Annotated in this window: 21 protein-coding genes; 14 read left to right on the forward strand and 7 right to left on the reverse strand. The window is 70.0% G+C overall.

What is annotated here, in order from left to right; genetic code table 11:
* The first annotated feature begins 5 nt into the window (after window positions 1-5).
* The 4 genes from NWFMUON74_RS09950 (at window position 6) to NWFMUON74_RS09965 (ending at window position 3017) form a co-directional block, all read left to right on the forward strand.
* Window positions 6-1106, forward strand: a complete 1101-nt coding sequence (locus NWFMUON74_RS09950; RefSeq protein ID WP_187687542.1) for a hypothetical protein — start codon at window positions 6-8, stop codon at window positions 1104-1106.
* Between the two features lie 70 nt (window positions 1107-1176).
* Window positions 1177-1638 carry a VOC family protein gene (locus NWFMUON74_RS09955; RefSeq protein WP_187687543.1) on the forward strand — a complete coding sequence of 154 codons (462 nt, stop codon included), beginning with the start codon at window positions 1177-1179 and terminating at the stop codon, window positions 1636-1638.
* A 43-nt stretch (window positions 1639-1681) separates the two neighbouring features.
* On the forward strand, window positions 1682-2140 hold the full coding sequence (locus tag NWFMUON74_RS09960) for a pyridoxamine 5'-phosphate oxidase family protein (RefSeq protein ID WP_187687544.1): 459 nt from the start codon (window positions 1682-1684) through the stop codon (window positions 2138-2140).
* A 73-nt stretch (window positions 2141-2213) separates the two neighbouring features.
* On the forward strand, window positions 2214-3017 hold the full coding sequence (locus tag NWFMUON74_RS09965) for an SAM-dependent methyltransferase (protein ID WP_197986996.1): 804 nt from the start codon (window positions 2214-2216) through the stop codon (window positions 3015-3017).
* 3 nt (window positions 3018-3020) lie between these two features.
* On the opposite strand, the gene NWFMUON74_RS09970 is transcribed toward NWFMUON74_RS09965, so the two are convergent.
* Both NWFMUON74_RS09970 and NWFMUON74_RS09975 read right to left on the reverse strand, forming a co-directional pair.
* Window positions 3021-3305 (reverse strand): antibiotic biosynthesis monooxygenase, encoded by a 285-nt coding sequence (locus tag NWFMUON74_RS09970; protein WP_187687545.1) that lies wholly within the window; start codon window positions 3303-3305, stop codon window positions 3021-3023.
* A 29-nt stretch (window positions 3306-3334) separates the two neighbouring features.
* Window positions 3335-3736 carry an SRPBCC family protein gene (locus tag NWFMUON74_RS09975; RefSeq protein ID WP_197986997.1) on the reverse strand — a complete coding sequence of 134 codons (402 nt, stop codon included), beginning with the start codon at window positions 3734-3736 and terminating at the stop codon, window positions 3335-3337.
* Window positions 3737-4189: 453 nt separating this feature from the next.
* Between NWFMUON74_RS09975 and NWFMUON74_RS09980 the strand changes: the two genes are divergently transcribed.
* Entirely contained in the window at window positions 4190-5182 is a 993-nt protein-coding gene (locus tag NWFMUON74_RS09980) for a M48 family metalloprotease (RefSeq protein ID WP_187687547.1), read from the forward strand.
* 132 nt (window positions 5183-5314) lie between these two features.
* Here NWFMUON74_RS09980 and NWFMUON74_RS09985 read toward each other — a convergent pair whose 3' ends face one another.
* The 3 genes from NWFMUON74_RS09985 to NWFMUON74_RS09995 all read right to left on the reverse strand — a co-directional run bounded on the left by NWFMUON74_RS09985 (window position 5315) and on the right by NWFMUON74_RS09995 (window position 8911).
* A complete protein-coding gene (locus tag NWFMUON74_RS09985; RefSeq protein WP_197986998.1) occupies window positions 5315-6712 on the reverse strand; it encodes an alpha/beta fold hydrolase in 1398 nt (465 codons plus the stop codon).
* Between the two features lie 187 nt (window positions 6713-6899).
* Window positions 6900-7904, reverse strand: coding sequence for a Gfo/Idh/MocA family protein (locus NWFMUON74_RS09990; RefSeq protein WP_187687549.1), 1005 nt, complete (start codon window positions 7902-7904; stop codon window positions 6900-6902).
* Window positions 7901-8911: a LacI family DNA-binding transcriptional regulator gene (locus NWFMUON74_RS09995; RefSeq protein ID WP_187687550.1), complete on the reverse strand. Its 1011-nt coding sequence runs from the start codon at window positions 8909-8911 to the stop codon at window positions 7901-7903. The genes NWFMUON74_RS09990 and NWFMUON74_RS09995 overlap by 4 nt, the downstream gene beginning before the upstream one ends.
* A gap of 263 nt (window positions 8912-9174) precedes the next feature.
* Between NWFMUON74_RS09995 and NWFMUON74_RS10000 the strand changes: the two genes are divergently transcribed.
* From NWFMUON74_RS10000 to iolD, 6 genes are all read left to right on the forward strand, one after another.
* The gene (locus tag NWFMUON74_RS10000; protein ID WP_187687551.1) at window positions 9175-10077 is read left to right on the forward strand and encodes a TIM barrel protein; all 903 of its coding nucleotides are present in this window, start codon (window positions 9175-9177) and stop codon (window positions 10075-10077) included.
* A 135-nt stretch (window positions 10078-10212) separates the two neighbouring features.
* Window positions 10213-11220 carry a sugar ABC transporter substrate-binding protein gene (locus tag NWFMUON74_RS10005; protein WP_232110939.1) on the forward strand — a complete coding sequence of 336 codons (1008 nt, stop codon included), beginning with the start codon at window positions 10213-10215 and terminating at the stop codon, window positions 11218-11220.
* Between the two features lie 17 nt (window positions 11221-11237).
* Window positions 11238-12287, forward strand: coding sequence for an ABC transporter permease (locus NWFMUON74_RS10010; RefSeq protein WP_187687552.1), 1050 nt, complete (start codon window positions 11238-11240; stop codon window positions 12285-12287).
* Window positions 12284-13066, forward strand: a complete 783-nt coding sequence (locus NWFMUON74_RS10015) for an ATP-binding cassette domain-containing protein (protein ID WP_187687553.1) — start codon at window positions 12284-12286, stop codon at window positions 13064-13066. The genes NWFMUON74_RS10010 and NWFMUON74_RS10015 overlap by 4 nt, the downstream gene beginning before the upstream one ends.
* Entirely contained in the window at window positions 13063-14040 is a 978-nt protein-coding gene (gene iolC / locus NWFMUON74_RS10020) for a 5-dehydro-2-deoxygluconokinase (RefSeq protein WP_187687554.1), read from the forward strand. Before NWFMUON74_RS10015 ends, iolC begins: the two co-directional genes overlap by 4 nt.
* Complete coding sequence (gene iolD / locus NWFMUON74_RS10025; RefSeq protein ID WP_187687555.1) at window positions 14031-15866, forward strand: 3D-(3,5/4)-trihydroxycyclohexane-1,2-dione acylhydrolase (decyclizing); 1836 nt, start codon at window positions 14031-14033, stop codon at window positions 15864-15866. Before iolC ends, iolD begins: the two co-directional genes overlap by 10 nt.
* A gap of 16 nt (window positions 15867-15882) precedes the next feature.
* Here iolD and NWFMUON74_RS10030 read toward each other — a convergent pair whose 3' ends face one another.
* Window positions 15883-16530 carry a dihydrofolate reductase family protein gene (locus NWFMUON74_RS10030; RefSeq protein ID WP_187687556.1) on the reverse strand — a complete coding sequence of 216 codons (648 nt, stop codon included), beginning with the start codon at window positions 16528-16530 and terminating at the stop codon, window positions 15883-15885.
* A 100-nt stretch (window positions 16531-16630) separates the two neighbouring features.
* Here NWFMUON74_RS10030 and NWFMUON74_RS10035 point away from each other — a divergent pair, with 100 nt between their 5' ends.
* The 3 genes from NWFMUON74_RS10035 to NWFMUON74_RS10045 all read left to right on the forward strand — a co-directional run bounded on the left by NWFMUON74_RS10035 (window position 16631) and on the right by NWFMUON74_RS10045 (window position 18170).
* Window positions 16631-17119 carry a winged helix-turn-helix transcriptional regulator gene (locus NWFMUON74_RS10035; protein WP_187687557.1) on the forward strand — a complete coding sequence of 163 codons (489 nt, stop codon included), beginning with the start codon at window positions 16631-16633 and terminating at the stop codon, window positions 17117-17119.
* Window positions 17120-17211: 92 nt separating this feature from the next.
* Window positions 17212-17424, forward strand: coding sequence for a cold-shock protein (locus NWFMUON74_RS10040; protein ID WP_187687558.1), 213 nt, complete (start codon window positions 17212-17214; stop codon window positions 17422-17424).
* Window positions 17425-17966: 542 nt separating this feature from the next.
* The gene (locus NWFMUON74_RS10045; protein ID WP_187687559.1) at window positions 17967-18170 is read left to right on the forward strand and encodes a cold-shock protein; all 204 of its coding nucleotides are present in this window, start codon (window positions 17967-17969) and stop codon (window positions 18168-18170) included.
* Between the two features lie 63 nt (window positions 18171-18233).
* On the opposite strand, the gene NWFMUON74_RS10050 is transcribed toward NWFMUON74_RS10045, so the two are convergent.
* A complete protein-coding gene (locus NWFMUON74_RS10050; protein WP_187687560.1) occupies window positions 18234-19310 on the reverse strand; it encodes an alkaline phosphatase family protein in 1077 nt (358 codons plus the stop codon).
* Window positions 19311-19492: the final 182 nt, after the last annotated feature.

Genomic DNA, 19492 nt, shown 5'->3' on the forward strand with positions numbered 1-19492 from the left:
GTGGGATGCACGTCGAGAAACACACGGCCACAGCGGCGCTCGCCGCGACGGCCGTCCTGGCCTCGTTGACGCTGTGCGGTCCCGCGCGAGCGGAGGCCCCCGACATCCGTCCGCTGGTCGATGAAATCGTGAGCGGGAGCGCGGCGCGGCCGGGCGATGGTGCTCCGGCGTCCGGTGACAGCGCCCAGGGCCCCGAAGATACTTCTGATCTCGAAGGCGACATTGCCCTTTCCGTACCGAATGCTGTTGCGGCGCAGAGTATGAGCGGTAACGCTGCGCCGGGCCCGACCGGCAGCGCGGCGTGGGGGGCGGGCGCCAGTGGCAGCGCCCCTGCAGGGGACGAGAGCGGCTTCCTGGAGAGCCCGCTCGGGTTGGGTGGCGGCCCACCCGCTCGGGCGGTCGCCGGGGGCGCCCGTCCCGAAGCCGAGGAGCGTGGTGAGATCGAGATCGGAAACCCCGTGGCGGCGTTCGGACTCGACACCGGAAGTGTCGCGACGGCCTGTGCCGGGAGTGCGGTCGCGGGCAGCTCGGCCGTGCTGCTCGGATCGGCGACCGGTAGCGGCCTGGTGCCGGGCCTGATAGGTCCCGGATCGGCGGGTTCAGGCGCGGGCAGCGCGGCGGTCGGACTCGGATCCGCATCCGGTAGCAGTCTCGTGCCCGGCCTGGTCGGCACCGGATCGGGCGTGGGGAGTGCGGGAGTAGCGCTCGGTAGCAGTCTCGTGCCGGGGCTGATCGGTACCGGTTCGAGTGGATCGGCTCTGGGTAGCGCGGCCGTAGGGAGCGCCCTGAGCGGAAGCGCGCTGCTCACCTGCCTCCTGTTGTTGCCGTCCATCCCACCGCTGCCGGAACTGCCGCTTCAGTTTCCCCCGCTACCCGCGCCGCCCCTGCCGGTCGCGCCGCCCAGCCCGAACATCGTGAACGCCCCCAGTCCGCCACCCGCCCCCGAACAGCAACAGGCAATGCCCGCACCGCGCCGCGAACGGCCACCCACCCCTGCTCTTCCCGACCATCACACCGCGATCAACACCGTTATCCTCATGACCCTCCTGGTCGTCGCCGCCGCGGCGAGCCGCGGTCGCGCGACGATCCGCCGCACACGCCTGTAGGCGCGGCCGGGATTCGGCCGTGACCAGCGGCAGGTCCGCGACGATCTACCAGACTGATAGAACCCACACGGTGAACACCTTCTATCACTGCTTCGTCGTCCAGGACATTCAGCACGCGACCCACGATCTCACCCGCGCGCTGGGCGTGCGGTGGAGTCCGATCCGCACGGGAAGGCTCGGCGAGTGGGACTACCGCATCGTCTTCTCGGTCGAGGGGCCGCCGTTCTTCGAGGTGATCCAGGGCGACCCCGGCAGCCCGTGGGATGCGACCGGCGGGTCTCGGTTCGACCACATCGGCTACTGGTCCAGCGACGTCACGGTGGACAAACGCCGCCTGGAGGAACGGGGCGCTCGGATCGAATTCGACTCCTGCCCCTACGGTCGGTCCTTCACCTATCACCGCATCGACAGCATCGGTGTGCGGGTCGAATTGGTCGACATCGCGGTGCAAGAAGGGTTCCTGCACTCCTGGAGTCCCGGCGGGGCCGCGATGCCCGCCCTCGATCTGGACCGGCCGACGCCCGAGTCGTAGCAGACGCGCCGCGATCGTGTGGTCTCCCGCTACTGTGCCTAACGTGCGGGAACGGGAACTGCTGGAGGAATACATCGCGGGTGCCGGGCTGATGCAGCTGTCGACGGTGTGCGCGGACGGTACGCCTGTGGTGTGCACGGTCTGGTACGTGCCGAGCTTCGCTCCGGACCGGATGCTGTTCATATCTCGGCAGGATCGGGTGCACTCCCGAAATATCCGGCGTAACCCGGCAGTCGCGGGGGCCGTGCTGGCGGACCCGCCGACCGAGTTGGGGTTGACCGGGCGGGGCGTGTCGTTCACGGGGCGGGCGGCGGAGTTGCCCGGTACCGGAATCGACGCGAAGAAGCGGGCATTCGCGGCGCGGTGGCCGCGTTCGACGGGGGTACTCGGTGCGATGCCGGACTGCGCGTCGCGGATGTACGAGATCGCGGTCGAGCGGTGGGTGTTGTTCGACGAGGAGAACTTCCGGGAGAGTCCGCGCCGGGAGATCGCCGGGCAGTAAGGGCGTGGACCATCCGTGCCGGAGGGGCGATGATGGCAGGGCAGGGGCGAACAACCGAGTGCGAGGAGGTCGCGTGGAGCGCACGCCCGATTGGTCGCCCGACGATATCGACCCGACGGTGCCCAGCTCCGCCCGGATGTACGACTATGTGCTCGGCGGATTCAACAACTTCGAGGTGGACCGCAAACTGTCGGACTGGGTCTCGCAAACCATGCCGGAGGTGGCGCGGGGCGCCCGCGACAACCGCGCGTTCCTGCGGCGCGTGGTGACATTCCTGGTGCGCGAGGCGGGGATTCGGCAGTTCCTCGATCTCGGCTCCGGCATACCGACGGCCGGAAATGTTCACGAGATCGCGCAACGGCTGGCGCCGGAGACGCGGGTGGCCTACGTCGACATCGATCCGGTGGCGGTCTCCGTCGCCCGGCGCCTGCTCACGGGCAACCCGCACGCCACCGCCGTGCGCGGCGACCTCACCGATATCGAGTTGGTCCTCGCCGATCCCGACGTCCGCGACCTGATCGATTTCACCCGGCCGGTGGCCGTGCTGCTGGTGTCGGTGCTGCACTTCGTGCCCGAGTCGGCGCGGCCCGCGGACATCATCGCCCGGGTGCGAAAGGTGTTGGCGCCCGGCAGTTTCCTGGCCATCTCGCACTTCACCGACGACGGTCAGGAGGAGTACGCGAGGCGCATCGTCGCGATGTCGCGCCAGACCCCCACCCCGACGACGCCGCGCACGTGGGCCCAGGTCGCGGACCTGTTCACCGGATTCACCCTGGTCGCGCCGGGGCTGGTGGACGCCGCCGAGTGGCGGCCGGAGGAGCCGGACGCGCCCGCCGCCAAGTCGGGCTGGTACGGCGGCGTGGGCGCACTGGATTGAGCGCTATCTGGAGTACAGCTTGTAGATCTCCCGGGGACGGACCTCGCGCTCGTCGAAGGCGATATCGATGTCCGGCGCGCCGTCGAGGGTGAACGCGGCGGTGTAATCGTCCTCCGTCTCCCAGTGCGCGGCCGACACCACGGCGGCATTGTCGTCGGTGACCCAGTAGTCCACCGACAAGCAGCCGCGTGTCGTACCCAAGAACTCCGCGACCCGGCCGACTCGATCGACGAAGTCGTCGAAATGGGCGGCGGCGGGGTAATGGAATGCGACGAATCCGACAGACATGTCGGGTCTCCTTTCTCGTGCGGGTGATGTCACCCGCGGGCCTTCACAAGGGTTTTCGGGCGATCGGCCGAGGGGGCGAGGGCTCGCAGCGCCCGCACCGGCAGACTCCAGCGCGCCGGTCGGCGCACCGACCCGGTGAGCGCCAGCTCGGCGCGATCGAAGCAGTCCTCCAGGCAGGCGTCGTGCAGCCACCGGAAACCGAACGGCCATGTCAGCCGCGCCGGACCGCGCAGACGCAACACCAGCAGATGCTCGAGCTCCACCGCCTCGTCCCCGGCGGGCCGGACGGTGAACTCGTGGAACCCGTCGAAGCCGCGCGGTCCGGTGAACCGGCACCGAACCCGCAGCCCGGGCTGGTACTCCTCGACGGTGTAGCGGACCGGCCCGTGCCCACCGGCCGCACCGGCGCCGAGTGGCCGGTCGAAACGCATCGGCGGCCAGCGCCGGCCGGGCCAGAGTCGATCATCCTCGCTCGCAAGGGAATCGAGCAGTGCACCGGCCTCGGCAACCGTTCCTGGAACCCGACGCGTGTGGATATTGAGCACGGCCATGGGTCGTCAACCTTCCGATGTCGTTATAGAGGGAATGCTCTAAAACGAATTAGAACATACACTCCATAACGGGGGAAGTCGCCCGCCGGATGATCCGCGCCACTGGTACTCGGCGAATCACCGTCGGGGACGGGGTGGCCGGAAGTTGACGGTGGCGTGATTGCGTAAGGTGCCTCGTGTGCTGATGGGCACCGGCCTGACCGCAATGGTTCGGCGCGATTGCCGCGATGTTGCCGGATGGCATAGGGGTTCGCGGCGTGAAACTGTTCACAATCGCGCCCCGCACTCCCGTGCGGCCCGGCGTCGCGGGCTCGATTCGCTGTACCGTCGTGCATGACCTCCGAAGTGATCGCGAAGGCGAACCACCCCGGTGGGGCGGCCGTCAGGAGCACGCCACTGGATCGGATGCGGGTATGGGTGGCCGTATCGCTGGCCGCGCTGCCGACCGCGGCGGTGCTGACGGTGCTGCTGTACGGGCTCGGTCTGGCGATGGGTTTATCTGTCGCGGCTGTGATTCCGGTGCTGTGGCTGCTCTGCTGCCTCGCCTGGGGCGCGATGTACTTCCGTGGCGCGCAGCGGCGATGGCCCGCGGCGCGGTTCGGCCTGCGCCCGCCTGCCTACGCTGAGCAAGCCGGTGTGGGCGCGGCGTGGGACACGGTCGCCCGGCAGGCCGGGGCGCCGGCCGCGGCGTATTCGCTGTGGGTGCGTGACGCGGACCGCCGGGACCCGCCGCCGGACCGGGTGATCGCGATAACCACGGAGTCGCTCGCGCATTCGACGCCGCGTGAGGTGGAGGCGGTGCTGGCCCGCGAACTCGGTGCGCGGGTGCACGGCCGGGCCGCGTTCGCGCGCTTCGTGTTCCGCCGCTACAACGCCCCGGTGGTGCTCGGTGAGCGGGCACTGCTGTCCGGGCTGGTCGGCATCGGCGAGACCCTGGCGCAACGGGTGCCCGTCCGGGGCGCGCGGGTCTTCAGCGGAGTCTGGAATGCCGCGAGCCGGTTGCTGGTGGCCTGCCCGATCGTGGCCATGGCCACGGTGATCGTCGGGCTCCCGGCGGCTCTGCTGCTCCGCCTGCTGCCCGAATTCGCGTCGTTGGCGCTGGCCCCTCTCGTCCGCCGGACGGTCTACCGCGCCGACGCGACGGCGGCCGACCTGGGATACGGGCCGGATCTGTGCGCGGTCCTGTCCCGGCACCTGCCCGAGCATCGGGCTCGCGAGTCGGATCCACTGTCGCTGTCCGCCACGGTCCTGGGTCCGACGGCCGACGAGCGGATCGGGCGGGTGCGAGACCGTCTGGACGAGCTGGCTCGGCTGACACGCACCTGATCCGCTCGCCCGGGTGCCTTCGCCGATCCGCGCGGGGGTGCGGCTCGGTGATCACCCGGATCATCGAAGTGCCCGATAGCTTTGGGCTGAACCGGAATTCGGTGGGCGGAATGCGCCTCGGGCGCGGAACTGCTACGGCTGGCAGTGGCTGTCGTGTTGGGGGAGGGCCTGATCGATGAAGTAGTTGTCGGCGGCCGCGGTGGTGCAGGTGTTGCGGCCGTAGACGCCGTGACCCCAGCCCTCGTAGGTCAGCAGCACGGAACCGGGCGTGTCGGCCGCGACGCCGGCCGCCCATTCGTACGGGGTCGAGGGGTCGTGCCGGGAGTTCATCAGCAAAACCGCTGGGGCGTCGGTGATCCGCGGCCGGTGCGGTGGGTTCGGCGGTGGCGGCCAGTTCGCGCAGATGCTGCCGGCGATCCAGGCGAAGTGGGATCGGAGCGTTCCGGCGTGCCGTTGCTGGTCGCGCCACAGCTCTTCCCACCGGGCCTGATCAGGGATGTCGAATGACCAATCGGAACAGGCGATCAGCTCCGGTGCGGGAACCGGCTCGCCGCGACGGACCGGGGCGGTGGCGGCCGTGACCACGGGTGGACGATCATCCATCGCCCGCAGCTCGTCGGCCGAGCGCCGCCAGTCGGGCTGGTACAGCGATTGCAGTGCGGTATGGCTCAGTTCCGTCGGCCCCAACGGTTTTCCGGCCGGATCGGACAGTTCGCCGCGCAGCGCGCGGCCGTACAGCCGATCGAACAGTGCGGGCACATCGGTGCCGTGCAGCGAGCAGGCGGATACCCGCTCGCACCAGGATACGAACTCGGCGAACGCGTCTCGGCCGCCGTGCGCCTCGGTGGCGAGGAATTCGGTCCCGGCCAGGCTGTGGTCGTCGATGCTGTCGAGCACCATCGCACGAACCCGCCTCGGGAACAGTTCGAGATATGCCTGGCCCGACATGGTTCCGTACGATCTGCCGTACAGGCTGACGGTCTCCTCGCCCAGTGCGTTCCGCAGCGCGTCGACGTCTCGCGCCACGCTCGCGCTGTCGAGGTGATCGAACAGCGGCCCGGTGTACTCCCGGCAGCTGTCCACGAGTTCCCTTGTATACGAGGCCACTTCGGTGAGTCGGCCACCGGCATCGGGTACCAGGTTCGGCCGCGTCGCGGCGAGACCGGCATCGCAGCGCAGCGGATGACTGCGCCGCACGCCGCGAGGATCGAAACCGACAAGGTCGAAACGCTCCCGCAACGCCGGAGAGAAGCGATCGCCGTGCAGCAGCTCGTCCACTCCGGAGGTGCCGGGACCGCCCGGCAGGGATATCAGGGTGCCGATCCGGCCGGGGTCGCGGGTTCGCTTCCGCGCCACGGCCATATCGATGGCCGGGCCCTCGGGCTGGGACCAGTCGACCGGCACCGCGATGGTCGCGCATTCGACTTCGGCGTTCTCTGCGCACGGCCGCCAATCCAGGCTCGGCGCCCGGGTGGCCGCGGTGGTGCACGCGGCCAGGCCGGCCGCGAGGCCCAACAGGGCCGAGACCATCGGAAGGACGCTTCGCCGCAATCGCATGGGTGGAGCATGGCGGGCCTGGCCACGCCTCGGCATCACCGTGCAGAGGGATTCCGGGCTCGCTCTCGGGTAGGGGATCGCGGTACTTCTCGTCCGTCTCGCGCGGACTTGCCGCGTGGTCCCGGTTCGCGGAGCGCCATCGGCGGCACGCCCACGGCGGTCAGCGGACCTCGGCGAGCGTGACCGGCCGGTGTTCCCGCCGGGACAGCTCGCAGGCTTCGGCGATATAGAACGCCTCCAGGGCTTCCCGCGGCCCGCACGGGTTCTCGGCCCGCCCGGCGGCAACCTCGGTGAAGACCGATAGTTCCGCGGCGTAGGCGCGGCCGAAGCGCTCCAGGAAACCGGGATGCGCCGGGAAGGGTGACGCCGGGTGGTCCGGCTCCATCGAGCGCAGCGGCGCCCGGTCGCCCAGCCCGACAACGGCATTGCCGCGCGAGCCCAGCGCCTCGAGGCGGACGTCGTATCCGGCGCCGTTGTAGCGGCTCAGCGAAACCGTCGCCAGCGCACCGTCGTCCAGCCGCAGTAGCGCCGCGGCGGTGTCCACGTCGCCGGCGTCGGCGAAGAACCGCTCACCGCGGTTGGCGCCGAGCACGAACACCTCGCTCACCTCGCGCCCGGTGACCCAGCGGATGATGTCGAAATCGTGGACGCCGCAGTCCCGGAACAGGCCCCCGGAGCGCGGAATGTAGTGCGCCGGAGGCGGTGCCGGGTCGAGAGTGGTGGCGCGCAGCGTATGCAACCAGCCCAGTTCGCCGGACGCCACGGCGGCGCGCGCGGCGGTGTACCCGGCGTCGAATCGGCGCTGGAAACCGACCTGCAAGGGAACGCCTGCGTTCTCGACGTGCCGGATTACCGCGAGCGTGCCCGCGATATCGGCAGCGACCGGCTTCTCACAGAACACCGGGATGCCGCGATCGGCCGCCGCGACGACGAGTTCGGGGTGCGAATCGGTCGCGGTGGCGACCACCAGCCCCGCGATGTCCGAAGCCAGGAGGGTTTCGATGTCGGGGGCGAACTCGGCGCCGAGTTTGGTGGCCGTGGCCCGTGCGCGTTCGGCGTCGGCGTCGGCGACGACGACCTCGCTCACCGTGGGCAAGGCTTTCAGGATCTCGGCGTGCGCGCTGCCGATCCGGCCCGTGCCGGCGAGGCCCACCCTGATGGTCATGACGAACTCCTGGGCGGGGCCGTGGTCGCGCGGACGACCAGCGACGGTGGCACGCGCATGCGCACCGGGGCGGAGCGCTCGTCACGCAGCCGTTCGATCAGCGCCGCCATGGCGAGGCGGCCGATCTCGACGCGGGGCTGGTCGACAGTGGTCAGCGAGATGTGGTGCAGGGCGGCCAGCGACGAGTTGTCGTAGCCGACGAGCGAAACGTCTTGCGGGACCCGTAGTCCGGCCTCCGCCAGCGCGGACATCGCGCCGACGGCGTTGAAGTCGTTGCCGCACAGCAGGGCGGTGGGAAAATCGTTGGGGGAGAAAAGGTTCAGCAGCGTGCGTACGGCCGCCATCCCGGCCGCGTCGGTGTGCTCGCTCGGCACCACCAGGGGCTCGAGGCCGTGGCGGCGCATGGCGGCCAGGTAGCCGCGCCGCCGTGGTGTCGCCGTGAACGCCGCGCCGCCGTCGAAATGCACGATCCGCCGATGTCCCAGCGACACCAGGTGATCCACGGCCAGCCCCGCGCCGGTTTCACCGTCGTCGTTGACGGTGTCGATGCCGGGGACCACGGAACTGCGTGACACCAGCACCACCGGGTAGTGGCGGGCCGTCTCGCGGATGGCCGCCGCGGGCAGCACCGGTGAGAGCAGGATGATCCCGCCGGGGCGGAACGACTGCAGGCTGTCCAGGGCGGTGCGCTCGCGAGAGGCGTTGCGGCAGCCGGTATTCAGAATCAGCTCCAGGCCGGCCTGCTGCGCGGTGGCATCCATGCCCTCCACGACGTCGGCGAAGAACGCGTTGCGCAGATCCGAGACCAGCACGCCGACGATATTCGAGGTGCGGCTGGCCAGGGACCGCGCCATGGCGTGCGGCTGGTAGCCGAGTTCCTCGGCCGCTCGCAGCACGGCGCGCCGCCGCTGCTCGCTCACCTTCGGCGACCCGCGCATGACCAGCGACACCAGCGCACGGGATACACCCGCCTCGGCGGCGACGTCGTCCATCGTCGGTCGGGTCATCGTGGTCTCCCGGAGTGATCGAACGCGGCGGATCTCCTCGCGTGCCGTGCACGTTACAGCTTCGGGTGTGCGGGCACAATAGAGCGCTCCAATACCGAATTCATGAAACTTCCGGCGGTCGTTCTACTTCGGTTGATGACATATCTGCACAGGTAGAGGCGCTTGGCCCGCAATCGTATGTTTCTTGACACGAGAGTGATCCGGGTTACATAGTTGGAGCGCTCCAACGGATGGAATGCACCCCGACAGGCCGGAGAAGTCCTATGACCGAACCGCTGTATCCGCTGCGAATCGCCGCCGCGCCGATCTCCTGGGGCGTATGCGAAGTCCCCGGCTGGGGCCACGTGCTGGACGCGGGCACCGTGCTGTCGGAGATGACGGCGCTGGGCATCACCGCCACCGAATTCGGCCCGCCCGGATATCTGCCGGGTCGCCCGGACGCCGTGCGGGATTTGCTCGATCGGTACGGGATCACCGCGATCGGCGGCTTCCTGGCGCTGCCGCTGCACAGATCCACCGGCCACGCCCTCGCCGCCGCCGCGACCGCCGCGGCCCACTACGCCGCCACGGGGGCCGAGGTCCTGGTGCTGGCGGCGGCCACCGGATCCGGCGGCTACGACACCCGCCCGCCGCTCGGGGCGCACGAGTGGCGCACGCTCATCGATACGGCGGCGACCATCCGCGACATCGCCGCCGAACACGGCCTGCGCACCGTGCTGCATCCGCATGTGGGCACGCACGTGGAGAGCGAGGCCGAGGTGGACCGCTTCCTCGCCGACTCCGAGCTGGACCTCTGCCTCGACACCGGTCATCTGCTGATCGGGGGCGCCGACCCGGTGCGGCTGGCCCGCCGCCACGCCGACCGCATCGGTCACATTCACCTCAAGGATGTCCGGAACGCGCTCGCACACGAGATACGCAGGGGAACAATGGATTACAGCCAGGCCGTGCGGCGGGGCCTCTACGCTCCGCTGGGAGAGGGGGATGTCGACATCGAGGCCCTGGTGCGGTGCGTGCGGCAGGCGGGCTACCGAGGCTGGTATGTGCTCGAGCAGGACACGGCGCTGGCCCCGGACGACACCGAGGCCGTGCCGAGCCGCGACACCGCCCGCAGCCTCCGCTACCTCGCCGAACTCGGCACCGCCCCGCAGTCGGCGCGAATCTAGGTTGAAACCATGACGACGAAACCTCGGCCGCTCCGCGGCAAGCATGGCAGGCGGCACTTGCTGCCAACCATGCGGCACAGTTGGCGAGGGGTGCTGCCAACCGCGCGGCACGGTTGGCGAGGGGTGCTGCCAACCATGCGGCACAGTTGGCGCGCGTTGCTGACCATGGGGCACGGTTGGTGGCGGGTGGTGCCGTGGCTGGCCGTCGGTGTGCTGGTGGCCGCGTGCAGTGGGCCGGGGGGTGACGCTCCGGTCGGGCAGACTCGGGTGCCGGTGGCCGCGGGCACACTCGAGTCCGTTGCGGTGGTTTCGCACGGCACGCCCGGCGACGCGTTCTGGAATGTGGTGAAGAACGGTGCCGAGGCCGCGGGTGAGGACCTCGGGGTGCGTGTCGAGTACAACTCGGCGGGTGATCCCGGCGAGCAGGCCAAGCTCGTCGACAACGCGGTCGCGCAGGGTGTCGACGGACTGGTGGTGTCGTTGGCGAACCCGCAGGCGCTGGGGCCGTCCGTCGAACGGGCCGTGGCCGCCGGCATTCCCGTGGTGACCATCAATTCGGGCGAGGCCGAGAGCGCGAAGCTCGGCGCGATCGGGCACGTCGGCCAGAGTGAGCGGACGGCGGGCGAGGCGGCGGGGCGGCGGTTGCGGGAGGCGGGGAAGTCCAAGCTGCTCTGCGTCATCCACGAGGCCGGGAATGTGAGTGCCGCCGAGCGCTGCGGCGGCGCGATCCAGGGCTTCGGCAACGCCGCGACGCTTCAGGTCGATATCAACAACCCCACCGACGCGCAATCGCGGATCAAGGGCGCACTGGAGGCGGACCGGTCCCTCGACGCGGTGCTCGCGCTGAATTCGCAGATCGCCGCCCGCGCCGTGGCGGCCGCGGGCGAGTCGCGGTCCGGCGCCACGGTCGCCACCTTCGACCTGAACTCCGAAGTGGTGGCGGCGATCCGGGCGGGCACGCTGCTGTTCGCCGTGGATCAGCAGCAGTACGAGCAGGGCTATCTGCCGGTGGTGATGCTGCGCCTGTACCGCACCAACCTCAACGCGGTCGGCGGCGGCCGTCCGGTCCAGACGGGGCCGGCGTTCGTCGACTCCGGCAACGTCGACGCCATCGCCGAGCTGGTGGCGCAGGGCACTCGCTGAGGACAGGAGTGGACGAGATGAGTGTTGCCACAACCGCTTCGGACACCGGCCCGGCCGAGGACCGGCGGGCCACGCTGCTCGAGCGGATCGTCGTGCGGCCGGAGATAGGCGCCGCGCTCGGCGCGGTGCTGGTGTTCGTGTTCTTCTCGGTGATCACCGAGAAATTCCTCAGCCCGCTCGGCATCGCCACCTGGCTCGACGACGCCTCCACCCTCGGCATCATGGCGGTCGCCGTGGCGCTGTTGATGATCGGCGGCGAGTTCGACCTCTCGGCGGGTGTGATGACCGCCTCGACCGCATTGGTGACGGCGTTGCTCGCGGTCGAGGCGGGCTGGAACGTGTGGCCGGCGCTGTTGGTGTCGCTGCTGTTCGCGCTGGCGGTCGGGGCGCTCAACGGCTGGCTGGTGATGCGTACCGGGCTGCCGAGCTTCATCGTCACCCTCGGCACCTTTCTGGCGCTGCAGGGCGTCAATCTCGGTGTCACCCGGTTGGTGACCGGCACGGTGCAGGTGTCGGGCCTGCGGTCCGCACCGGGATATTCCTCGGCCGGTTGGGTTTTCGCCTCGACGACCGATATCGGTGCGGCGCGGATACAGGCCTCGGTGGTGTGGTGGATCGTCCTCACCGCATCGGCCGCGCTGGTGCTGATGCGCACCCGGTTCGGCAACTGGGTCTTCGCCGTCGGCGGCGCGCCCGCCAGTGCCCGCGCCGTCGGCGTGCCCGCGGTGCGGACCAAGATCATCCTCTTCATGACCACCGCGTTCGCGGGCTGGGTGGTCGGGTCCTGCAACGTCCTGCGGTTCGCCAGCGTGCAGGCCAACCAGGGGGTCGGCCTGGAATTCCAGTTCATCATCGCCGCCGTGGTCGGCGGCTGCCTGCTCACCGGCGGGTTCGGGTCGGTGATCGGCGCGGCGGTCGGTGCGCTGATCTTCGGCATGGCACGGCAGGGCATCGTGTTCGCGCGCTGGGACAGCGACTGGTTCATGTTGTTTCTCGGTGTGCTGCTGTTGTCGGCCGTGCTGGTCAACAACGCGTTCGAGAAACGGGCGGAGAGGGTGCGGCGATGACGGCGCCACTGATCGAAACCATCGGAGTCGGAAAGAGTTACGGCGGCGTGGTGGCGTTGCGCGACGTGTCGACAGTGGTCGAGGCGGGCCGGGTCACCTGCGTGCTGGGCGACAACGGCGCGGGCAAGTCGACATTGATCAAGATCCTCGCGGGTGCGCACCGGCACGACACCGGCGAGCTCCGCGTCGAGGGCACACCGACCGTATTCGGGTCTCCCCGAGCGGCTCTCGATGCCGGGATCGCCACCGTCTACCAGGATCTGGCGGTGGTGCCGCTGATGAGCGTGTGGCGCAACTTCGTGCTCGGTTCCGAACCGACCGTCGGCGTCGGCCCGTTCCGCCTGCTCGATCGGCGCAAGAGTACGGAGATCACCCGCACAGCGCTGTCGGACATGGGCATCGACCTACGCGATCTGGAGCAGCCGGTCGGCACGCTGTCCGGTGGGCAGCGCCAGTGCATCGCCATCGCGCGTGCGGTGCACTACGGCGCGAAGGTGCTGATCCTCGACGAGCCGACCGCGGCGCTGGGTGTCAAGCAGGCCGGCGTGGTGCTGCGCTATGTCGTGCAGGCCCGTGACCGGGGCCTGGGCGTCGTTCTCATCACCCACAATCCGCAGCACGCCTATCCGGTGGGCGACCGGTTCCTGCTGCTCGAGCGGGGATCGGTGCTCGGCTCCTACGAGAAGTCCGAGATCGATCTGCCGGAACTGACCCGGCAGATGGCCGGTGGCGCGGAACTGGAAGCGCTGCAACACGAATTGAGGCGGGTGGTGCCGTGAGTGACTCGCCACTGGAGGCGCTGACCGTCGGCCGCGTCGGCGTGGACCTGTATCCGCTGCAGAGCGGCGTGCCGCTGGCCGAGGTGCGGACCTTCGCGAAGTCTCTCGGCGGCACCGCGACCAATGTCGCCGTCGCCGCCGCCCGATTGGGCCGCCGCAGCGCGGTGCTGACCAAGGTCGGCCCGGACGGTTTCGGGGACTTCGTGCGCACGGCGCTCACCGAGTTCGGCGTCCGCGCCCACTACGTGTCGACGGCGCCGGAACTGCGGACACCCGTGGTGTTCTGCGAACTGAATCCACCGGCGGATCCGCCCCTGCTGTTCTACCGCGCGCCGCTCGCGCCCGATCTGACCCTCACCCCGGACGATGTGCCCTGGGAGGTCGTGGAAACGGTTCCGCTGCTATGGGTTACGGGGACCGGTGTCAGTGCCGAGCCCGGCCGTTCGACCCAGCGGGCGATGCTGGAGCGGCGCGCGCGATTCGGCCACACCGTGCTGGACCTGGACTATCGGCCGATGTTCTGGCCCGATCTCGCGACCGCGCGCCGCGAGATCGGCTGGATGCTCGAGCACGTGAATGTGGTGGTGGGTAACCGGATCGAGGCGGAGGTGGCGGTCGGCAGCGCCGATCCCGACGCGGCCGCCGATCGGCTGCTGGCTCGCGGCGTGCGGCTCGCGCTGATCAAATGCGGCGCCGAGGGCGTGCTGGCCGCCACCGCCGCGGCACGCTGGACGGTCCCGGCCTGCCCGGTGGAGGTGGTGTGCGGGCTCGGCGCGGGCGACGGCTTCGGCGGCGCGCTCGTGCACGGGCTGCTGTCGGGCTGGGACCCGCTCCGCCTCGCCACCTACGCGAACGCGGCCGGGGCGCTGGTCGCCGCGCGGCTGGCGTGTGCCGATGCCATGCCCACCGCCGCGGAAATCGAGGCCATGGTGGATACGAACGGATCGGCGGAGAGGTTGCCGCTATGCGATTGACCACCGCACAGGCGCTGGTCGCCTGGCTGCTCGCCCAGCGCTCGGAGACCCTCGACGGCCGCGAAGTCCCGTTGTTCCCAGCGGTTTTCGCCATCTTCGGGCACGGCAACGTACTCGGCCTCGGCACCGCGCTGGAGGAGCGCCGCGACGTGCTTCCGGTCTGGCGCGGCCACACCGAGCAGGGTATGGCCCTGGCCGCGGTCGGGCTGGCGAAGGCGGCGCAGCGGCGGCAGGTCGGGGTGGCGACCTCCTCCGTCGGTCCGGGCGCGCTGAACATGGTGACTGCGGCCGGGGTGGCGCACGCGAATCGCCTTCCGCTACTGCTGCTTCCGGGCGACACCTTCGTCGGTCGTGCGCCCGATCCGGTGCTGCAGCAGGTGGAGAATTTCGGCGACGCGACGGCGACCGCGAACGACGCGTTCCGCGCGGTCAGCCGCTATTTCGACCGCATCACCCGCCCGGAGCAGCTGATCGCCACGCTGCCGCAGGTGGCCCGCGTGCTGACCGACCCGGCCGAGGTAGGCCCGGCGACCCTCGCACTCCCGCAGGACGTGCAGGCCGAGAGCTACGACTTCCCCGACGAGCTGTTCCGCCCGGTCGTGCATCCGCTACGCCGGGCGAGACCCGACCGCGGCGAACTCGCCGGAGCCGCACAGGCTTTGACAGCAGCCCGCCGACCGCTGCTGGTGCTGGGCGGTGGCGTCCGCTACTCCGGCGCCGGGCCACGGGCGGTCGACTTGGCTCAGCGGCACGGTGTTCCGATCGCGGAGACCACCGCGGGGCGCACGCTGGTGCCACACGACCATCCGTTGTACGCGGGACCGCTCGGCATCACCGGCTCGTCGTCGGCGAATGCCGTTGCGGCCGAAGCGGATCTGGTGCTGGCCGTGGGCACCCGTCTCCAGGATTTCACCACGGCCTCCTGGACGGTCTTCGCTCCCGGCACGCGGCTGGTCAGCATCAACGCCGCGACCTTCGACGCCGTCAAGCACGGCGCGCTGGCCGTAGTCGGCGATGCGGGCGCCGCCCTGGAAGACCTGGCCCCGCACCTGGCCGGGTGGCAGGTGGAGCGCGCGTGGAGCGCCCGAGCCGCCGCCGTGCGCGCCGAATGGGACGGCTACATCGACTCGCTGCGCGAACCGGCGGACGGTCTGCCTAGCTACGCCCAGATCGTCGGCGCCGTCAACGATCTCAGCGAACCCGCCGACTACGTCATGACCGCGTCCGGCGGTCTGCCCGGCGAACTCGTCGGCGGCTGGCGCGCGGTGGGCGGCGAGCCGACCATGGACGTCGAGTACGGCTTCTCGTGCATGGGTTACGAACTCGCGGGGGCGTGGGGCGCGGCGATGGCGCATCGGCGCGGGCTGGTGACCACGCTGCTCGGCGACGGCTCCTACCTGATGCTCAACTCGGAGCTGTTCTCGGCGGCCTTCGCCGGTCACCCGCTGGTGGCCGTGGTGTGCGACAACGACGGCTACGCGGTGATCGCGCGGTTACAGGAGGCCCAGGGCGGCAACGCCTTCAACAACCACTACCGCCAGTGCCGTTCCAACCACGCCACCCCGCCCCGGGTGGATTTCGCCGCCCACGCCCGATCGCTGGGCTGTGCCGTGTTCACCGCCATCGACGTGGCGGAGTTCCGCACCGCCTACACCGAGGCCCGCGCCGCGGCACTCGCCGAATCCCGGCCCGCGGTGGTCGTCGTCGGGACCCAGCCGTCGCAATGGACCGAGGCCGGTGCCTGGTGGGAAGTCGGTGTGCCGGAACATCTTCCCGGTCGCACCGCCTACGACGAGGCCAAGCCGCGGCAACTGCGATACCTGTGAGCGGCCCGGCGCGTGATCAGGCGTCCACCTTCGTGAAGCGGACGTGGGTGACCCGCTCCGACGACACCGGCTCGCTGCATTCGTAGCCGGGCAACGTTCCGAGATCGTCGAAGATTCGCTCGCCTCCGCCCAGCAGGATCGGCACCACCGCGAGATGGAGCATGTCGACCAGTCCCTCGCGCAGGAACTGCCGCACGGTCGCCGCCCCGCCGCCGAGCCGCACGTCCTTGCCGCCCGCGGCCTCGAAGGCGCGGTTCAACACGGCTCGCGGGGTGTCGTCCACGAAGTGGAAGGTCGTGCCACCGGCCATCTCCACCGACGGCCGGGAGTGGTGGGTCAGCACGAAGACGTCGTGGTGGAACGGCGGGTTCGGGCCCCACCAGCCCGTCCAGGAGTGGTCCGGCCATTCGCCGCGCACCGGCCCGAACATGTTGCGGCCCATGATGGTCGCGCCGACATTGGCCTCTCCGGCCAGGGCGGCGTCGTTGTCGATGCCGGTCTCACCGCCCGGTTCGCCCATCATCCCGTGGCCGAACCGGGTGGCGAAGATCCACTCGTGCAGTCGTTCACCGTCGACTCCGAGCGGATGCTCCGAACCCTGGCCGGGGCCGGCGAGGTAGCCGTCCAGGGAGATCGACAGGTTGTGGGCGCGCAACTGAGGCATGACAGGTCCTTCGTAAGTGGTTGTGATTTGCAATCGGTAGCTACGTTAACGCAAGCGGTTGTAGAGTGCAATCGGTTGGTCGAATCGGAGGTGAGTGATCGTGCGAGCGCGTTCGGGATGTCCTATCAACGCCACGATCGAGGTGATCGGCGACAAGTGGACGATGCTGGTGTTGCGGGACGTCATGTTCGGCAACCGCCGGCACTTCCGTGAGTTGCTGGCCGGCTCCGAGGAGGGCATCGCCTCCAACATCCTCTCCGACCGGCTCAAACGCCTGGTCGCGGCCGGGCTGCTCAGCCGGGAGGACACCCGCCCGGGGCAGAAGGCCGAGTACCGCCTGACCGAGGCGGCCATCCAGCTGGTGCCCGTGATGGCGCAGCTGGGCAGCTGGGGATTGCGGCACCGCCCGACCACCGAGCGCCTGCGCGTGCGCGCGGAACTGCTGGAGGAGGGCGGCCCCGCGCTGTGGGCGGAGTTCATGGACGAACTGCGAGAGTCGCACCTCGGCATCCCGCGTCCCCCCGACGCCGGACCGCCGCCCTCGGAACGGCTGCGCGACGCCTACGAACGGGCCGTCGCGGAGGACTGACAGCGTGCCGCCGACGGCGCGCCGGGCCCGTCTGGACCTTCGTGAGTCACCTCGTTATCGTCTGCCTGGCTCGAGGCGAGAAGGTAAGAGGGATGGCGCACGGCACGGTCAAGTGGTTCGACAGTAAGAAGGGGTTCGGTTTCATCACCGCCGACGACGGCGGCCCGGACGTCTTCGTCGACTACGCCGAGGTCGAGGGCGTCGGCTTCCGTTCCCTGATCGAGGGGCAGCGGGTGCAGTTCGAGATTCGCCGCGCGAAGGCCGGGCCCGAGGCCAGGGGCGTGCGAGTGCTCCGCGACCGCTAGCTGTGTCCTGTCGCACATTCGCGCCGATCTGTCACCCGAGTCACTTTTCAGCAAATCCGGATAACGGGTGTTTAACTCGGTCGGATATACCGGTTGTCAGCCAGTACGACTGAGTTTTACGAAGGAGAGTCAATTTCATGATCCCCGTTATCATCGACACCGGTAGCGCCGCCCTGAACGGCCTCTTCAGCACCGTCGGTGCCGCCCTCCACGGTCTGGTCGACACCCTGTGGACCGGCTCGTTCGGCGGCTGACCTCGTACGATGGTCGTAGTGAACGACCTTGGGCCCGGCCCCGGACGAATACCGCCCGGGGCCGGGCCATTTTTCGCCCCGGCGGGCCGGTGACGTGACCCGTATCGCTATCACAGGGCGATAACTTCGGCCCGCTCCGGACACAGCGAATAATCTTGCGGCGCAGCCGTAAACACTCCTCGCACGCGCGCGCGGTGGCGAGTATGCCGCCCGGCATGGCAGTGTGGATGGGTGAGACCGGGTCGGCTGTATGGCTGGTCGGCTCGGCTCGTCTACAGAAGGTATGAAATGGCGCAAGGCGTAGTTAAGTGGTTCAACAGCGAGAAGGGCTTCGGGTTCATCGCACAGGACAACGGGGGGCCCGATGTGTTCGTGCATTACTCGGCCGTCTCCGGGTCGGGCTTCCGCTCGCTCGATGAAGGTCAGCGCGTGGAGTTCGAGATCGGCCAGGGCCAGAAGGGCCCGCAGGCCCAGGGCGTCCGCGTGATCTGATCCCGCGACTTTGCCGAGGGGCCCCGCGCCGGGAACGGTGCGGGGCCCCTCGCGCGTCCTGGTCTAGTCGCCGGTGGATGCCGCGCCGACCTTGCATCCGGCATCGGCCGGGGACGGCAGCGCCGCGAGGCGGGTGGTGGCGGGATCGGCGGGATGCCCGACCACCGGCGTGCGTGGCGGCGACGCCGACGGATCACCGGAACCGCCCGCGCGCAACGACTTTCCGTCCAGATCGGGTACCGGCGGGAGGCCGAGCAGATCGAGCACCGTCGGGGTGACATCGATCAGCGAATACCCGTTGTGCGTGCGGCCCGCCGCGAAGTCGGGACCCCACGCGATGACGAAGCTGGCGGTCTCGTAGGCGCTCCGGCCGCCGTGCCCGCCCTCGGGCTTGTGCCCGTGGTCGGTGGTCACCAGAATCGACCACCGCTCCCCGGGGTGCCGTTGCGAGCGCGACCGCACCGCGTCGACGATCCGGCCGACCAGCACGTCGACCCGGCTGATCGCGTCGCGGTAGGCCTGTGGGTTGCTCGCGCGCAGCCGGTGCCCGGCGATGTCGACCTGGTCGAAATGGGTGAACACGAAGTCGGTGCCGTCGGCGATCGCGCGGACCGTCTCCGCCGCGGTCGCGGTGTCGATGTCGGCCTCGCAGCCGTAGGTGCCCAGCGGGTTCGCGCCGGTGGTGAGCACGACGTCGGCGTGCGGATCGCCCAGACGGGCGATCATCGAGATGGTGTCCCACGTGGCGATCGAGGCCGTCCTGCGCTCGGGCGCGGCGCGTTTGATCCGGTTGAACACCGTCGGGAAGCGGCTCAGGCGTTCGGGCGAGCAGCTGTCGCCGTTGTCGCAGACGCCGGTGCGGGTGTCCCACACCCCGGTCAGCACTGCCGACCAGGACGGGCACGACACCGTGGTGTGCGGCGCGATCGAATACCGGCTGAGCGTGCCCTCGGCGGCCAGCCGCTGCAGATTCGGTGTGACGGCGGCGAGCAGTTCGCTGTACAGGCAGCCGTCGATGCCGATCACCGCCACCTTGCCCGCGCCCGCGGCGGCGCTCGCCCGCGGCAGTGTGGCGCCGGTGACGAGCGCCGCGAAGGAGGTCACCAACAGTGCCGAACAGGTGCGCCGGGTGATGGCCATGATCACACCATGACCGGCCGAAAGCCCGCTCTCCAGCGAAAACGCCCGTCCCGCCCAAGGTTTCGCGCAACTCTCACGCGGGCGTCGGGCCCGGTTCACCATGTTCACGCGCCGGTCGCGCGGCGGACACACGCGCCGCCGAGGGCGGGTCCGCGCACTGAGGGCAGCTGCCTGCCGGGCGG

This window comes from Nocardia wallacei (genome assembly GCF_014466955.1).
Taxonomy (GTDB): domain Bacteria; phylum Actinomycetota; class Actinomycetes; order Mycobacteriales; family Mycobacteriaceae; genus Nocardia; species Nocardia wallacei.

What these genes read in the sequence shown, in the direction of transcription:
- NWFMUON74_RS09950 (WP_187687542.1), top strand. Translation starts at nt 6, where the DNA reads ATGCACGTCGAGAAACACACGGCCACAGCGGCGCTCGCCGCGACGGCC.
- NWFMUON74_RS09970 (WP_187687545.1), bottom strand. Translation starts at nt 3,305, where the DNA reads ATGTCTGTCGGATTCGTCGCATTCCATTACCCCGCCGCCGCCCATTTC.
- NWFMUON74_RS09975 (WP_197986997.1), bottom strand. Translation starts at nt 3,736, where the DNA reads ATGCGTTTCGACCGGCCACTCGGCGCCGGTGCGGCCGGTGGGCACGGG.
- NWFMUON74_RS09980 (WP_187687547.1), top strand. Translation starts at nt 4,190, where the DNA reads ATGACCTCCGAAGTGATCGCGAAGGCGAACCACCCCGGTGGGGCGGCC.
- NWFMUON74_RS09985 (WP_197986998.1), bottom strand. Translation starts at nt 6,712, where the DNA reads ATGGTCTCGGCCCTGTTGGGCCTCGCGGCCGGCCTGGCCGCGTGCACC.
- NWFMUON74_RS09990 (WP_187687549.1), bottom strand. Translation starts at nt 7,904, where the DNA reads ATGACCATCAGGGTGGGCCTCGCCGGCACGGGCCGGATCGGCAGCGCG.
- NWFMUON74_RS09995 (WP_187687550.1), bottom strand. Translation starts at nt 8,911, where the DNA reads ATGACCCGACCGACGATGGACGACGTCGCCGCCGAGGCGGGTGTATCC.
- NWFMUON74_RS10000 (WP_187687551.1), top strand. Translation starts at nt 9,175, where the DNA reads ATGACCGAACCGCTGTATCCGCTGCGAATCGCCGCCGCGCCGATCTCC.
- NWFMUON74_RS10005 (WP_232110939.1), top strand. Translation starts at nt 10,213, where the DNA reads ATGCGGCACAGTTGGCGCGCGTTGCTGACCATGGGGCACGGTTGGTGG.
- NWFMUON74_RS10010 (WP_187687552.1), top strand. Translation starts at nt 11,238, where the DNA reads ATGAGTGTTGCCACAACCGCTTCGGACACCGGCCCGGCCGAGGACCGG.
- NWFMUON74_RS10015 (WP_187687553.1), top strand. Translation starts at nt 12,284, where the DNA reads ATGACGGCGCCACTGATCGAAACCATCGGAGTCGGAAAGAGTTACGGC.
- iolD (WP_187687555.1), top strand. Translation starts at nt 14,031, where the DNA reads ATGCGATTGACCACCGCACAGGCGCTGGTCGCCTGGCTGCTCGCCCAG.
- NWFMUON74_RS10030 (WP_187687556.1), bottom strand. Translation starts at nt 16,530, where the DNA reads ATGCCTCAGTTGCGCGCCCACAACCTGTCGATCTCCCTGGACGGCTAC.
- NWFMUON74_RS10040 (WP_187687558.1), top strand. Translation starts at nt 17,212, where the DNA reads ATGGCGCACGGCACGGTCAAGTGGTTCGACAGTAAGAAGGGGTTCGGT.
- NWFMUON74_RS10045 (WP_187687559.1), top strand. Translation starts at nt 17,967, where the DNA reads ATGGCGCAAGGCGTAGTTAAGTGGTTCAACAGCGAGAAGGGCTTCGGG.
- NWFMUON74_RS10050 (WP_187687560.1), bottom strand. Translation starts at nt 19,310, where the DNA reads ATGGCCATCACCCGGCGCACCTGTTCGGCACTGTTGGTGACCTCCTTC.